Source organism: Amycolatopsis sp. cg5 (assembly GCF_041346955.1).
Taxonomy (GTDB): domain Bacteria; phylum Actinomycetota; class Actinomycetes; order Mycobacteriales; family Pseudonocardiaceae; genus Amycolatopsis.
The window spans coordinates 2,910,115-2,924,768 of record NZ_CP166849.1 but is presented as its reverse complement, the minus strand read 5'-3'; the positions used below and the strand labels follow the sequence as shown (position 1 = coordinate 2,924,768).

The 14,654-nt window shown below is 68.7% G+C and carries 12 protein-coding genes; 5 read left to right on the top strand and 7 right to left on the bottom strand.

What is annotated here, in order from left to right:
* The first annotated feature begins 223 nt into the window (after positions 1-223).
* Both AB5J62_RS13400 and AB5J62_RS13395 read left to right on the top strand, forming a co-directional pair.
* Positions 224-3,034, top strand: coding sequence for an alpha/beta fold hydrolase (locus AB5J62_RS13400; protein ID WP_370948533.1), 2,811 nt, complete (start codon positions 224-226; stop codon positions 3,032-3,034).
* Positions 3,031-3,960, top strand: a complete 930-nt coding sequence (locus tag AB5J62_RS13395) for an ABC transporter permease (protein WP_370948532.1) — start codon at positions 3,031-3,033, stop codon at positions 3,958-3,960. The genes AB5J62_RS13400 and AB5J62_RS13395 overlap by 4 nt, the downstream gene beginning before the upstream one ends.
* Before the next feature lie 48 nt (positions 3,961-4,008).
* Here AB5J62_RS13395 and AB5J62_RS13390 read toward each other — a convergent pair whose 3' ends face one another.
* The gene (locus AB5J62_RS13390; protein ID WP_370948531.1) at positions 4,009-4,296 is read right to left on the bottom strand and encodes a DUF6355 family natural product biosynthesis protein; all 288 of its coding nucleotides are present in this window, start codon (positions 4,294-4,296) and stop codon (positions 4,009-4,011) included.
* Between the two features lie 148 nt (positions 4,297-4,444).
* Here AB5J62_RS13390 and AB5J62_RS13385 point away from each other — a divergent pair, with 148 nt between their 5' ends.
* On the top strand, positions 4,445-5,197 hold the full coding sequence (locus tag AB5J62_RS13385; RefSeq protein WP_370948530.1) for an enoyl-CoA hydratase/isomerase family protein: 753 nt from the start codon (positions 4,445-4,447) through the stop codon (positions 5,195-5,197).
* Here the strand turns inward: AB5J62_RS13385 and AB5J62_RS13380 are convergent.
* Together AB5J62_RS13380 and AB5J62_RS13375 are read right to left on the bottom strand one after the other, a co-directional pair.
* On the bottom strand, positions 5,186-6,211 hold the full coding sequence (locus tag AB5J62_RS13380) for an LLM class F420-dependent oxidoreductase (protein WP_370948529.1): 1,026 nt from the start codon (positions 6,209-6,211) through the stop codon (positions 5,186-5,188). The genes AB5J62_RS13385 and AB5J62_RS13380 overlap by 12 nt on opposite strands.
* Positions 6,211-6,702, bottom strand: a complete 492-nt coding sequence (locus AB5J62_RS13375; protein ID WP_370948528.1) for an SRPBCC family protein — start codon at positions 6,700-6,702, stop codon at positions 6,211-6,213. The genes AB5J62_RS13380 and AB5J62_RS13375 overlap by 1 nt, the downstream gene beginning before the upstream one ends.
* Positions 6,703-6,832: 130 nt before the next feature.
* On the opposite strand from AB5J62_RS13375, the gene AB5J62_RS13370 reads away from it, so the two are divergent.
* Both AB5J62_RS13370 and AB5J62_RS13365 read left to right on the top strand, forming a co-directional pair.
* The gene (locus tag AB5J62_RS13370; RefSeq protein WP_370948527.1) at positions 6,833-8,239 is read left to right on the top strand and encodes a S28 family serine protease; all 1,407 of its coding nucleotides are present in this window, start codon (positions 6,833-6,835) and stop codon (positions 8,237-8,239) included.
* 63 nt (positions 8,240-8,302) lie between these two features.
* Complete coding sequence (locus tag AB5J62_RS13365; RefSeq protein ID WP_370948526.1) at positions 8,303-8,686, top strand: VOC family protein; 384 nt, start codon at positions 8,303-8,305, stop codon at positions 8,684-8,686.
* 470 nt (positions 8,687-9,156) lie between these two features.
* Here the strand turns inward: AB5J62_RS13365 and AB5J62_RS13360 are convergent, their stop codons facing one another.
* The 4 genes from AB5J62_RS13360 to AB5J62_RS13345 form a co-directional block, all read right to left on the bottom strand.
* Entirely contained in the window at positions 9,157-10,527 is a 1,371-nt protein-coding gene (locus AB5J62_RS13360) for an IS4 family transposase (RefSeq protein WP_370948525.1), read from the bottom strand.
* A gap of 149 nt (positions 10,528-10,676) precedes the next feature.
* Positions 10,677-12,833 (bottom strand): excinuclease ABC subunit UvrB, encoded by a 2,157-nt coding sequence (gene uvrB, locus AB5J62_RS13355; protein ID WP_370948524.1) that lies wholly within the window; start codon positions 12,831-12,833, stop codon positions 10,677-10,679.
* Positions 12,834-12,864: 31 nt separating this feature from the next.
* Positions 12,865-13,488, bottom strand: a complete 624-nt coding sequence (locus AB5J62_RS13350) for a carboxymuconolactone decarboxylase family protein (protein WP_370948523.1) — start codon at positions 13,486-13,488, stop codon at positions 12,865-12,867.
* Between the two features lie 9 nt (positions 13,489-13,497).
* Complete coding sequence (locus tag AB5J62_RS13345; RefSeq protein WP_370948522.1) at positions 13,498-14,616, bottom strand: DUF5685 family protein; 1,119 nt, start codon at positions 14,614-14,616, stop codon at positions 13,498-13,500.
* Between the last annotated feature and the right edge of the window lie 38 nt (positions 14,617-14,654).

The window sequence follows — 14,654 nt, the reverse complement described above, 5'->3', positions numbered from 1 at the left end:
GGCCCCGAGGGGCGCACCGTGCTGACGACACCGCCGCGAAGGAATACTCCCCTCACAGCAGATCTATCTTGACTGATCGGTCGTATTAGCGCCAGTCAAGGTAGCCCGCGTCACCGTTACGGGGGCGAAATGGCCGTCACCGTGCACAGCGCGCCATCGAATATGTCGGATTCGTGTGAGTTCGGGGAGACACTCTCAGGAAACTTCACCTACGGTCACTGTCGTGCCCCGCATCCCGATCCCACGCACGCGAGCAGGCCGCTGGACCTCGCTCGCGCTGGCCGTCGCCGTGCTCGCCGCGGCCGGTCTGATCTGGGCCAACAGTGGCCCGCCGCCGTCCAAGGTCGTCACGACCGACGCCATGATCGAAGTACCGGCCGCCCCGAACTCCCCCGACCGGATTTCGATCGACACCACGCTCTACAAGCCGGAGACCACGCCGGCGCCCGCTGTTCTCCTCGCGCACGGCTTCGGCGGTGACAAGAACAGCGTCGCGGCCGACGCGCGCGAGCTGGCCGACCGCGGCTTCGTCGTGCTGACCTGGTCGGCGCGCGGTTTCGGCCGCTCCGGCGGCAAGATCACCCTGAACGATCCCGGCTACGAGGTCGCTGACGCGAGCAGGCTGATCGACTTCCTCGCGAAGCGCCCCGACGTCCAGAACGTCAACGGTGACCCGAAGGTCGCCGTGACCGGCGCCTCGTACGGCGGCGCGCTGTCGTTGCTGCTCGCGGGCACGGACAAGCGCGTCGACGCGATCGCACCGGTGATCACCTACAACGACCTCGCGCAGGGCCTCGTGCCGAACGCGGCGACCACCGCGACGGCCGCAGGCACCCCGGCGGCGGGCGCGTTCGCCGCGGGCGGCGTCTTCAAGAAGACCTGGGCAGGCATCTTCTTCTCGGCCGGTTCGGGCGCCGCGTCGTCGGGCAACCCCGGCAACGACGCGCCGGAATCCGGTCAGCGGACCATGGAGTCCGGCCAGGCCATCGGCGCCGCTCCCCCGTCGGCGCCGCAGCAGGGCGAAAGCCGCACCCGCCCGGCCGCCGACCCTTGTGGACTGTTCACCTCGCAGGTCTGCCAGGCCTACACCGAGCTCGCGACCACCGGCAAGGCCAGTCAGCAGACGCTCGATCTGCTGCGCCGCGTCTCGCCCGCCTCGGTGACGGACAAGATCACCGTGCCGACGCTGCTCGTCCAGGGCGAGAGCGACACGCTGTTCGGGCTCGACCAGTCCGACGCCACCGCGCGGCAGATCACCGCGGCGGGCGGCAAGGTCAAGACGATCTGGTACACCGGCGGGCACGACGGCGGCAAGCCGGGCCCGCAGCTGCGCGGCAAGATCGCCGATTTCCTCAAGTTCCACCTGACCGGCGAGGGCGCCGACCCCGGCACGAACTTCAGCTACGACGTGCAGGGCACGTTGCGCGCCAACGGAACCCCGTCGGTTCGCACCGTGGTCGCGCCCGAGTATCCGGCGACGGCCGAGCGCAGGCAGATCGCGCTCACCGGCCCGGAGCAGCCGATCGTGCACCCGGCGGGCGGCAACCCCGCGTCCGTCAGCGGGCTGCCGGGCTTGAACGCCCTGTCGAGCAGTTCTTCGCGAGTGGCCGGGATGTTCGGCATCGACCCGCCGGGGCAGGCGGCGCAGTTCACCTCCGCGCCGATCGAGTCCCAGCTGCTCATCACGGGCGGCTCGACCGTCAAGCTGCGCGTCAACGGCCCGCCCGGCGAGGCCGTGCTGTTCGCCAAGCTTTACGACGTCACTGCGGACGGCCAGCGAACCTTGCCCGCCAACGCGATTTCCGCGTTCCGCGTGCCGTCGCTGCCCGGCGAGGTGACCGTGACGCTGCCCGGCATCGTCCGGCCGATCGAGCCAGGCCACACACTGCGGCTGGTCGTCAGCACCACCGACCAGGCGTACCTGTCCCCCGACGCGCCGTCGGTGTACCAGGTTTCGCTGGCACCCGGCTCGACGCTGGGCGTGCCGGTCGTGCCGGGCACGCAGCTCGGCACCGGCTGGCCGACCGGGCAGCTGATCGGCATCGGCTCGACCGTGCTCGCGGCCATCGTGATCGCGGTCATCGCGGCGATCCGGCGCAAGCGGTCGCACGACATCGACCCGGATCTGGCGACGACGCCGCTGGTGATCGAGGGGCTGACGAAGTCCTACCCCGGCGGGCTGACCGCGGTGAAGGACCTCTCGTTCCGCGTCGAACCGGGCATGGTGCTCGGCCTGCTCGGGCCGAACGGCGCCGGCAAGACCACCACGCTGCGGATGCTGATGGGCCTGATCACCCCGACCAAGGGCTCGATCAGGGTCTTCGGCCACAAGATCGCGCCCGGCGCGCCGGTGCTGTCCCGCATCGGGTCCTTTGTGGAGGGTTCGGGCTTCCTGCCGCACCTGTCCGGGCACTCGAACCTCGAGCTGTACTGGGCGGCGACCGGGCGTCCCGCCGAGAAGGCGCACTTCACGGAGGCGCTGGAGATTGCCGGGCTGGGCAGCGCCGTGCACCGCAAGGTCCGCACGTACAGCCAGGGCATGCGGCAGCGGCTCGCGATCGCGCAGGCGATGCTCGGCCTGCCGGAGCTCATGGTGCTCGACGAGCCGACCAACGGGCTCGACCCGCCACAGATCCACCAGATGCGCGAGGTGCTGCAGCGCTACGCCGCGACCGGGCGCACCGTGGTGGTGTCGAGCCACCTGCTGGCTGAGGTCGAGCAGACCTGTTCGCACGTGGTCGTCATGCACAGAGGGCAGTTGGTCGCCTCCGGCGAGGTCGGTGACATCACCGCAGCGGGCGGCGAGGCCAGTTTCCGCGTCGACAAGCCGGAAACCGCGATGGAGGTGCTGCGCGCCACCGACGGGGTCACCGACGTCGACTCGGAAGGTCAGATCGTGCACGCCAACCTCGACGGCATGCCGCGCGCCGACGCGGTCGCCGCGCTGGTGCTTGCCGGGGTCGCGGTCGAGCAGGCCGGGCCGCGGCGCCGTCTCGAAGACGCGTTCCTTCAGCTGGTGGGAGACAGCCAGTGAGCAACAACAATGGTGTCCACACCGACCCGGCCGCGCTGGCCGAGCTGAGCGACGTCGCTTCGCACGAGCACGCGGAGGTCGGCCCGGACGGCGCCGTCGCGGGTTACCGCGCGGACCGGACGCTTCGGCTGGGCGTCGAGCTCAAGCGGCAGCTGAAACGGCGGCGCACCCAGCTGCTGCTGGGTTTCGTCGCGCTGCTGCCGTTCATTCTGGTGATCGCGTTCGAGATCGGTTCGGCCAACCCGAACCGGCGCAGCGGCGGGTTCGTCGACCTGGCCACGGCCAGTGCGCCGAACTTCGTGGTGCTCGCGTTGTTCGTGGCGGGCGGGTTCCTGCTGCCGATGATCGTGGCGTTGTTCTTCGGCGACACGATCGCGTCGGAGTCCTCGTGGTCGTCGCTGAAGTACCTGCTGGCGATGCCGGTGCCCCGGCATCGGCTGCTGCGGCAGAAGGCGATCGTCTCCGGGTTGCTGTCGATCGCGGCGCTGGTGCTGCTGCCGCTGGTTTCGCTGGCGGTCGGCGTGATCTGGTACGGCGCGGGCGACGCGATCAGCCCGACCGGTGACTCGGTGACGTTCTCGCAGAGCCTGGTGGCGATGGTGTTCGCGACGCTGTACATCATCATCCAGCTGGCCTGGGTGGCCGGGCTCGCGTTGTTCCTGAGCGTTTCCACCGACGCGCCGCTCGGCGCGGTCGGTGGCGCGGTGATCGTCGCGATCGTTTCGCAGATTCTCGACCAGATCACCGCGCTGGAAGGGCTGCGCGATTATCTGCCGACGCATTTCGGGTACGCGTGGATCGATTTGATCTCGACGGATATCGACTGGACGCAAATGGTCAACGGGATATTGTCCGCGGTCATCTACGGAACCGTGTTCTTCCTGCTGGCCGCGCGCCGGTTCGCCACCAAGGACGTGACGAGCTGAAGCCCGGTGCGGCCGCGGGGTTCTCCTCGCGGCCGCACCGGAAATCACTTATCCCGCGTCGCAGAGCTGCCCGATGTACCAGGCGTTCACGGCGAGCGGCTTGAGCTTGTGGTCACCCGGCCGGACGCACATCTTGTAATCGGCGGCGAGATACTGGTCGACGAAAATGACCACATCGGTACGCGGTGGCGCGTCGCAGTGGCCGTACCACGGGCCGTCGGATTCCATGTGGAAACCGCAAATGAGCTGGTTCGTGGTCGCCGAAGCGGCCGAACCGGCGCCGACCATCGCGGTGGCCGCGATCGCGCCCACCATCAATCCACGGAACAATTTCATTGCTACTACCCCCAGTAGTAAGCACGCCGTTCCTGGCGTGACATATCCAGATTAGGACCGGTCGCGAAGTGATCGCCATGGTCCGATCGGGTCACGCTTGTCAAATCAGCGTCAAGCCGATCCCGGCCGCACGGCGTAATCTGAGCCGGTGATCCATACCGAAATCACCGGCGAGGTGGCGGTGCTGCGCCTGCGGCACGGCAAGGCGAACACCATCGACACCGAGCTCTGCCACGAGCTGGCGAGCACGCTGGCCGAGGTCGAGCGGGACGGGCACCGCGCGGTCGTGCTGACCGGCGCGGGCGAGATGTTCTCGGCCGGGGTCGACCTGCTGCGGCTGCACGACGGCGGGCCGCGCTACATCGCCGAGTTCCTGCCCGCGTTGTCGGACGCGTTCCTGGCGCTGTTCGGGTTCCCCCGCCCGGTGATCGCGGCCGTCAACGGGCACGCCATCGCGGGCGGCGCGGTGCTGGCGGCGGCCTGCGACCGGCGTGTGCTCAACGCCGCGCACGGCCGGATCGGCGTCACCGAGCTGCTCGTGGGCGTGCCGTTCCCGTTGTCGGCCATGGAGATCCTGCGCAGCGCGTTCGGCACCAGCGCGTTGTCGGAGCTGACGTTGCTCGGCGAGACCTACGGCGGCGACAGCGCGCTGGCGCGTGGGCTGGCCGACGAGCTCGCCGAACCGGACGAGGTGCTGCCGCGCGCGCTCGAACTGGCGCACCAGCTCGCCGCCATCCCGCCGAAGACGTTCGCGCACACCAAGGCGCAGATCCACCGCCCGTTTCACGAGCGCATCGCCGAGCACCGCACCGGCGACGACGCGCACGTCGAGCAGCTGTGGTCGTCGCCGGAGGCACTGACCGCGATCAAGTCCTATGTGGACAAAGTGCTACGGCATTAGGTCGAGCGCGCGGCCGAGCGTGGTGATGCGGTCTTCGAGCGTTTCGCCCGCCGGGTAGAGCCGAACCGTGGTCACGCCGGCGTCTTTCCAGGCACGCAAACGTTTTCGCACCATGTCCTCGGTGCCGATCAACGTCGTCGCGAGCACCATCTCGTCCGGCACCTCGGCGGCGGCCTCGTCGCGACGGCCGTCCACCCAGAGCCGTCGCACGCGTTCGGCGACCTCCGCGAAACCGAGCCGCGCGTAGGCGTCGTTGTAGAAGTTCTTGCCCGCCGAACCCATGCCGCCGAGGCTGAACGCGAGTCCCGGCTTCCGCTGGGCGACCATCGCTTCGACGTCGTCCCCGAAGGCGACTTCGGCGCCCTGGCAGATGTCGATGTCGCTCAGCTCGCGCCCCTTGCTCGCGGCGCCCGCGGCGAGATGGTCGAGATACGCGCTCGCCGCTTCCGGCACGAAACTGGTGCCGAGCCAGCCGTCGGCGACGGCTCCGGTCAGCTTGAGCATCGCGGGCGAGAGCGTCGCGAGATAGATCGGGATGTCCGGGTTCGGCGGTTGGCTGAGCCGGATCGCCTTGCCGTCGCCGCCGGGCAGCGGCAGTTCGAAGTGCTTGCCCTGGTATTTCACGCGGCCGTCCGCGAAGACCTGCCGGATGATCTCGACGGTCTCGCGCGTCCGTCCGAGCGGATGCGCGAATGGCGTGCCGTGCAGGCCTTCCATCACCTGCGGGCCGGACGCGCCGAGGCCGAGCAGGAACCGGCCTTCGGTCATCCGCGCGAGGGTGAGCGCGGTCATCGCGACGAGCACCGGCGAGCGGCTGCCGATCTGGAGCACGCCGGAGCCGAGCAGCATGCGTTCGGTCTTCGCGGCGAGGTAGCCGAGCGGGGAGGCCGCGTCGCAGCCCCACGCCTCAGCCACCCAGCAGAGGTCGACGCCCATGCGTTCGGCCTCGACCACGTAGTCGACCAGCTCGCGCCACGGCGCCGCCTCGGCGCTGAGCTGGATCGCGACGCGCATCAGCCCTCAGCCAGCTTTTTGATGCCTTCGAGCGTGGCCAGCATGTTGTTCCGGTGCTCGGTGAGGCGGCCGGCGACGATCTTGTCTTCCTTGTCCGGCATGGTTTCGATGATCTTCAAGAGGAACGAAGGGCCTGGTCCGAGCCGCGCCCACTGCTTCAGCTTGGTGCCGCCGTCGGTGGGCTCCAGCTCGAAACGCCAGGTGGCGGCCGGGGATTCGGGATTCTGCACGACCCAGGAGAACAGTCGCTCCGGCTCGTAACCGACCAGCGTGCAGGTGGTCTGCCACTGTCCGATCCGCGGGTGTTCGCTACGCCCGACGAACTGGGCGCCGAGTTCCGGTCCGTGCCAGCCGTCCGCCCAGTCCGCACCGAGGAACTCCGAAGAGAACCTCGACGGCAGTTCGATGTCGACGACCCAGCGCCAGACCTCCGCCGACGGCGCGGCGATCTCGATTTCGGCTTCGACGGTGGGGCCCTCCGCGTACTTCATGCCTCCGAACGTACCGCGTACCGGTCATCGGAAAGGACCCTTTGTTCGGGTCTTTAGGCGCTTGTCGGGTCGTAGCCGGTCTGTGAATATCCGACGGATGCCCACGATCGGGTGATCTGGCAAAGGAGTGATGGTGGTCAAGAAACTCACGACGCTGTTCGCCGCACTGGCGGCAGCGCTCACCCTCGCGCCGGTGGCGACCGCCGCGCAGGCGCCGGGTGACATCGCCGAGGCACTCAAGCACATCCCGGGTCTGACCGTCGTGTCGGAGAATCCCGCACCCGCCGGTTTCCGGTTCTTCCAGCTGACCTTCACGCAGCCCGCCGACCACCGCGACCCGCGCGCCGGCACCTTCGAGCAGCGGTACACGCTGCTGCACCGCGACGTCGCCGCGCCGACCGTCGCGTACACCTCGGGCTACAACGTGAGCACGAGCCCGTCGCGGTCCGAGGTGACCCAGATCGTCAACGGGAACCAGCTTTCCATGGAGTACCGCTACTTCTCACCGTCACGCCCGACCAAGCCGAACTGGTCCAAGCAGCTCACGATCTGGCAGGCGGCGGCCGACGAGCACCGCGCCGTCCAGGCGTTGAAGGCCATCTACCCCGGCAAATGGCTGGCGACCGGCGCCAGCAAGGGCGGCATGACGGCGACGTACTACCGCCGCTTCTTCCCCCACGACGTCGACGCCACGGTTCCTTACGTCGCACCGAACGACGTGATCAACGAGCACGACTCGTACAACAGGTTCCTCGCCCGCGTCGGCGACGACCCCGCGTGCCGCGCGGCGCTGAAGGCCGTCCAGCGCGACGTACTCAAGCGCCGCGACGAGTTCGGCGCGCTCGCCGCCCGCGAGGCGGCGGAGAAGAAGTACACCTTCACCACGGTCGGCTCGATCGACATCGCGCTCGAGTTGACGGTCATCGACTCGTACTGGGCGTTCTGGCAGTACCAAAAGCAAGCCGACTGCGCGACGGTCCCGGCGGCGGGCTCCCCCGCCGAGGTGATCTACGACTGGTACGACCGCGTGGAAAGCCTGATCACCTACGCCGACCAGGCGCTCGAAGGCTACGTGCCGTACTACTACCAGGCTTCCGTGCAGCTCGGCAGCCCTGAGTCGTACGACGGCTACCTGCAGGACCTGATCCGCTACCCGGGCAAGAACGTCTCGTCGACCTTCGTGCCGAAGTCGATCAAGATGCCGCCGTTCGACCACTTCGCCATGCCGGACATCGACTTCTGGGTCCGCACCCAGGGCGACCGGCTGCTGTACATCTACGGCGAGAACGACCCTTGGGGCGCCGAGCGGTTCAGCCCGTCACTCCACCGCGACACGGCCGTGTACACGGTCCCCGGCGGCAACCACGGCGCCAAGATCGCGCAGCTCCCCGCCGCCCAGGCGGCCGACGCGACCGCCATGGTCCGCCGCTGGGCCGGTCTCCCACCGGCCTCGGGCGCGCTGACCCAGGCTTTGCCGCCCGCCGGTTTCCCCGATTTCGACGCGGACCCGATGCTGGTTCAGAAGCCCCGCCTCTGACCTTCGCGGCTGTGTCCCATGCGGCGTAGGCTGCTCGGCGCCTGAGCTTGAAAGGAGCCGAGCATGCCTCGCCCCGTCCACTTCGAAATCCACGCGACCGACCCCGAGCGGGCCGTCGAGTTCTACACCGCGGTCTTCGGCTGGAAGTTCGAACGCTGGGGTGACGTGCCGTACTGGGTCATCGACACCGGCGAGGGCAACGGCATCAACGGCGGCCTCGTCCCGCGCCAAGGCCCGCCACCGGCCGCCGACGCCCCCGTCCACGGCATGGTCAACACCATCGCCGTCGACGACCTCGACGCCGTCATCGCCACGGCCGAAGCCTCGGGCGGCACGGTCGCGCTGCCCAAGCAGTACATGCCCACCGTCGGCCACCTCGCCTACTACAAGGACCCCGACGGCAACATCTTCGGCATCCTCCAGCCCGACCCACCCGCCGACGCCTGACCCACCCCGCCAGGGTCGTGAGTGCTCCGGCCGGTTCTAACCGGCCGTACCACTCACGACCACCCGAACCCTGCCCGACCTTCCCCGCCCGAACGGTCGCCACACGTACCGGAGCGGTCGGCTCGCGTACCCAGACGGTCGGCTCGCGTACCCAGAGGGTCGCCACACGTACCCGAGCAGTCGCCACACGTACCCGAGCAGTCGCCACACGTACCCGAGCAGTCGCCACACGTACCCGAGCAGTCGCCACACGTACCCGAGCAGTCGGCACGCGTACCCGAAGGGTCGGCACGCGTGCCGAGCGCTCGGCGGAGCGTTGAACCTTGGGGTACGAGTCCCGACTCCTTGGGTACGCGTGCCGACCCTGCAGGCACGGGTGCCGACTCCTTGGGTACGCGTGCCGAGCGCTCGGGGTGCGCTAGGACTGGGGTCGTGAGTGTTTTCGCCGGTTAGAACCCAATGCCGGGTAGTTAGGGCGTGGGGTGTGGTGTCAAGACGGTGGTTGTGTAGGTGACTTTTTGTGATGGTGGTGTTCCCGGGCGTTTGGATGGGAATGGTGAGGTGGGTCGTTTCCGTGCTCGGGGGCATTGCCGTGACCTGTGGTGTTGTGGGTTGAGTCTGCGGGTTGCTCGGTGTGTAGCGTGTGTGTGGCGGTGGTCGGGGGTGGCTCCGCGGTGGCTGATGATGCTGTCGGTGATGGTGGTCAGCGCGAGGGTGAAGGACACGCGGTTGATGTCGACGTCGGCGGTGTCGGCGCTGTCCTGGGCGAAGCGCCGTAGCAGTTGGTAGGTGGTCAGGTAGGCGTAGACCTCTTGCTCGATCCCGGTGTGGGTGCGTGAGCGCAGGACCCGTCCGGGGCCTTTTTGCAGCACTTTCCAGGAGTAGAAGGCGCGTTCGATGTCCCAGCGGCGCAGGTAGAGGTCGATCAGGTCCGCGGCGGGTGCGGCGTGGTGGTCGAGGATGGTGGTGATCAGCTGGTAGTGCTCGTGGCGGGTGTTGCCGTCGGCGGTGGTGATGGTGATCATCGCGGTGATCACGCGCACCGGCCGTGGGTCCGGCTGGTGGCGGTAATGCTTGCGGTTCGGGAACCGGGACAGGTAGGAGCCGTCGGGGCATGTCTGGTCGCTAGGCAGGTTGGCGTTGGATGTGGCGCGCCACAACAGGTCCGCTCCGGTCGTGGCCGCGGCGTGCCAGAGCGGCCATGTGTAGAAGTTGCGGTCGCCCAGCAGCAGGACGCCGGGGGTGAGTTTGTCCAGCAACCGTGTGGCGAGGGTGGTTTCCCCGTTCGCGGTGCTGGAGAACACAGCGCCGAGGAACGCGCGGGTGCCGCATTCCACCAGGCCCAGCAGCTGAAGTTTGCGGTAGCCGGACGGGCCGGCTTTCCCGCCCGCGAGCCCGAACAGGCGGGCGTTGTCCTCGGTGTCGGGCACGTCCAGAGTGGTGCCGTCCCAGGCGAGCAGCCGCCAGCCCCGGTACCAGGCCCGAGCGTCGGCGCGGGTGGCGACCGGGCCGCAGGCCCAGTCCCACAACGCTCGCAGCGGCGCCACCCCGAGGCGGGCACGCGCTGCCCGCAGCGCCGCGGCACCCGGCGACCGGACCGCGATGTCCAGTCCCGAGGTCATCGTGTCGAACACTCCGCCGTATCCCCGGCCGGGAAACAACGTCAGCGCCAGCACGAAATACACCACCACACGGGCGGGCAGCAACCGCACCCGCCGCTGGGTTCGGCGGGTCTGGGCAAGAATCTCATCGATGACCTGCGGCGGAACGTAATCGGTCAACGCACCCAGATGCCCAGGTGCGAACGCGGACACGGTGTCGGGCATGGCAGAATCGGGCACAGCGGCTCCTGGCGAAGAGCGGATCTTGGTCGATTTCTCTTCTACCAGGAGCCGCGCCCATCACAACCTTGACACCACCACCCCAGCCCTAACTACCCGGCATTGGGTTAGAACCGGCCGTACCACTCACGACCCCTGCGGGCTTGGGGTTACTTGAGGCCTGCGGCGTCCATGCCGCGCAGTTCCTTCTTCAGGTCGGAGACTTCGTCGCGCAGGCGGGCCGCCAGCTCGAACTGCAGGTCGCGCGCGGCCTGCATCATCTGGTCGGTCATCTGCTGGATGAGGTCGGCGAGTTCGGCGCGCGGCATGCCTGCCACGTCCTTGTCGACGAGCATGCCCGAGCTGCGGACGCGGTCACCCTGCTCCGGCTTCTTGCCGCGGGAGGTGTTCCGGCCCGAACCGCCGACGGCGACCGTCTCGGTGTCCTCGGCCTCGAGGTACACGCGGTCGAGAATGTCGGCGATCTTCTTGCGCAGCGGCTGCGGGTCGACGCCGCGCTCGGTGTTGTACGCGACCTGCTTGGCGCGGCGCCGATCCGTCTCGTCGATGGCGTGCGCCATCGAGTCGGTGATCTTGTCGGCGTACATGTGCACCTCGCCGGACACGTTACGGGCGGCACGGCCGATCGTCTGGATCAGCGAGGTGCCGCTGCGCAGGAAGCCTTCCTTGTCCGCGTCGAGGATCGCGACCAGCGACACCTCGGGCAGGTCGAGACCCTCACGCAGCAGGTTGATGCCGATGAGCACGTCGAAGTCGCCCGCCCGCAGCTGCCGCAGCAGCTCGACGCGGCGCAGCGTGTCGACCTCCGAGTGCAGGTAGCGCACCCGGATACCCAGCTCCAGCAGGTAGTCGGTGAGATCCTCCGACATCTTCTTGGTCAGCGTGGTGACCAAGACGCGCTCGTCGCGCTCCGCGCGCTCGCGAATCTCGTGGACCAGATCGTCGATCTGCCCCTCGGTCGGCTTCACGACCACCTTGGGGTCGACCAGGCCGGTCGGCCGGATGACCTGCTCGACGAACTCGCCGCCCGCCTGGCCCATCTCGTACGGCCCCGGCGTGGCCGACAGGTACACCGTCTGGCCGATCCGGTCTGAGAACTCCTCCCAGGTCAGCGGCCGGTTGTCCATCGCGCTCGGCAGCCGGAAGCCGAAGTCGACCAGGTTCCGCTTGCGGGACATGTCGCCCTCGAACATGGCGCCGATCTGCGGCACCGTCTGGTGCGACTCGTCGATGACCAGCAGGAAGTCTTCGGGGAAGTAGTCGATCAGGGTGGCGGGCGCGGTGCCGGCACCGCGGCCGTCGATGTGCCGCGAGTAGTTCTCGATGCCCGAACAGAAGCCGACCTGGCGCATCATCTCGATGTCGTACGCGGTGCGCATGCGCAGCCGCTGCGCCTCCAGCAGCTTGCCCTGCTTCTCCAGCGTGGCCAGCCTTTCCTCCAGCTCGGCCTCGATGCCGCGGATGGCCTTCTCCATCCGCTCCGGGCCCGCGACGTAGTGCGTCGCCGGGAAGATCCGGACCTCGTCGACCTCCTTGACGATGTCGCCGGTCAGCGGGTGCAGGTAGTACAGCTTCTCGATCTCGTCGCCGAAGAACTCGACCCGGATCGCCAGCTCCTCGTACGCCGGGATGATCTCGACCGTGTCACCGCGCGCGCGGAACGTGCCGCGCGCGAACGCGATGTCGTTGCGCGTGTACTGGATGTCCACCAGCGCGCGCAGGAACACGTCCCGGTCCACCTGCGCGCCGATCGAGAGCCTGCTCGACCTGTCCAGATAGGACTGCGGCGTGCCGAGACCGTAGATGCACGAGACACTCGCGACCACGATGACGTCGCGCCGGGACAGCAGGTTCATCGTCGCGGAGTGCCGCAGCCGCTCGACGTCGTCGTTGATCGACGAGTCCTTCTCGATGTACGTGTCCGTCTGCGCGATGTACGCCTCGGGCTGGTAGTAGTCGTAGTAACTGACGAAGTACTCGACCGCGTTGTTCGGGAACAGCTCCCGCAGCTCGTTCGCCAGCTGGGCGGCCAGCGTCTTGTTCGGCGCCATCACCAGCGTCGGCCGCTGCAGCCGCTCGACCAGCCAGGCCGTGGTGGCCGACTTGCCCGTACCGGTGGCGCCGAGCAGCACGACGTCCTTCTCGCCTGCTTTGACGCGCCGTTCGAGCTCGTCGATGGCCGCGGGCTGGTCGCCCGCGGGCTGGTAGTCGCTCACGACCTTGAACCGGCCGTCCTCGCGCGGGATCTCGGAGACGGGCCGGTGCTCGGACTGGGCCAGTACGGGGTGTTCGGTTGCGAAAGCCACGAAACCAGACTACGACGGCCCACCGACAGTTTCAGTCCGCCTGCCGGTAGACGCCCACTTCTACCACGTTTTCGCCCTCGACCCGGAACACGAGGACACCGTCGAGCGAGTCGTCGCCGAAGCACTCGACCAGTACTCGATCCGGCCCGGTCGCGGTCGCCGAAACCCTGCTGACCTCCGTGAGCAACGCCAGCACGTCCGGCTCGGCGTCCTCGGGCGGCGCGACGCAGTACGCCAGCACGACCTCGCGCGGCGTGCGCGCGGGCGGCGACGTCAGGCCGGCGTCCGCGAACAGGCGATTCAGCTGGTCAGCGGCCGAAACAGCCCGTGGGAACCCGGCGAAGGCGGCAGTCTGCAGCACCACCTCGGTGACCTCGCCCGGCGCCAAGCCCGAAGCGAGCCCGGTCTTGAGGTGCACGCTCAGCGGCGGCCCGGTCATACCCGCCGCGACGATCGCGGCCAGCGTCGCGGCCTCACGGATCCGCGGGTCGAGCCCCGGACGCTCGTGGAGGTGACCGTAGACCGTGCCGACGGCGAGCTCACCGAGCGCGGGGATCGTCTGGAACAACGCGTCGAGCCGCTGTTCACCGCCCTCGACCAGCTCCGCGAAGTTGGCCCGGCCACGCCGATGCAGCTTCTCGGTCTCGTCGCTCATCGCTCTCCTTCAGCAGGAACAGTCGCACCCATCGCAACAGCAATCACAGTCACAACAGGAGTCACAACCACAGTCACAGCTGTCACAGCAGTCGCACTTGTGGCAGGCACCCTCGCGAGGCTGGCCCGTCCACGGGTCGTGAAACTCCGATGCGCAGCAATACTGACAGCTGCAGAACAACGCCGTCGCGACGCCGCACCCGGCGAGCAGCCCGCGCTCAGGACCGCGAGTCGGCTTCTTCGGTGAGTTCGGGTCGACGGGAGCCTGGTGGCCGTGCACGTCACCGAACGCGTTCTGGACCGCGTGCTTCAGCTCGTGCACCAGCAAGGCGTGTACCAGCGCCTGGTCCTCGAACTCGGCTTCCTTCAGCGCGAGCCGGACGCCGAGCACGGCGTCGTCGCACAGGCGTCGCGCCTCGGCCAGGTCCGTGCCCGTGACCAGCAACGGATTCCACGCGCCCGCTTCCTTGTCTTCCTTGAGGTCCTGCACCGCGTCGATCAGGTGCGCGGCGCGACCGAACAGCTTGCCCGCCTCGGTCAGCGGCGCGACGTTGCCGGGCCTGCCGGCGAGCACCGCGGTCTGCGCGAAAGCCGCTGCCGTCGCCAGCTCGGTCGGCTCGGTGGCCAGCAACGCCGAATCGCCCAGGTGGACGGCTTGTTCGACCTCGTACTGGCGGTCGACCGCCTCGGTCAGCACGGCGGTGTCGAACCCGATGCGCGAGCCCGTGCGGGTGCCTTGCTCGGCCCACCGCTTCGCGACGCGCCTGCCCGCCTTGGCGATCGTGGCGCGGCGGAACATCCCGTCACGGTCCTCGACGTGGTCACCGACCTTCGCCGACGCCAGCACCAGCGAGACCGCCGCGGCCAGCTGTGCGCCGGACCCCTTCGCCACCGAGGTGGAGCGCATGGCCCGCAGCGGGCACGGCCCCGCCTGGCGGCGCCGGTCGAGCCGCACGGTCTGCGCCTCGACGAGCGCCGAGATCACCAGCCCGTCGTAGTTGGTGACGACCCTGGCGAGCTGGCCGTGCTCGTCGCGCAGCGCGAGGCAGAGCCCGCAGAGATGCGCGAGCCAATCCGAGTGCAGGTTGGCGGACAGCCGGTGACGGCAGGGTCTGATGATCCCGAACATGCGCGTGGTCCCCTCGTGAAGATCTCCGCGCACTTTAT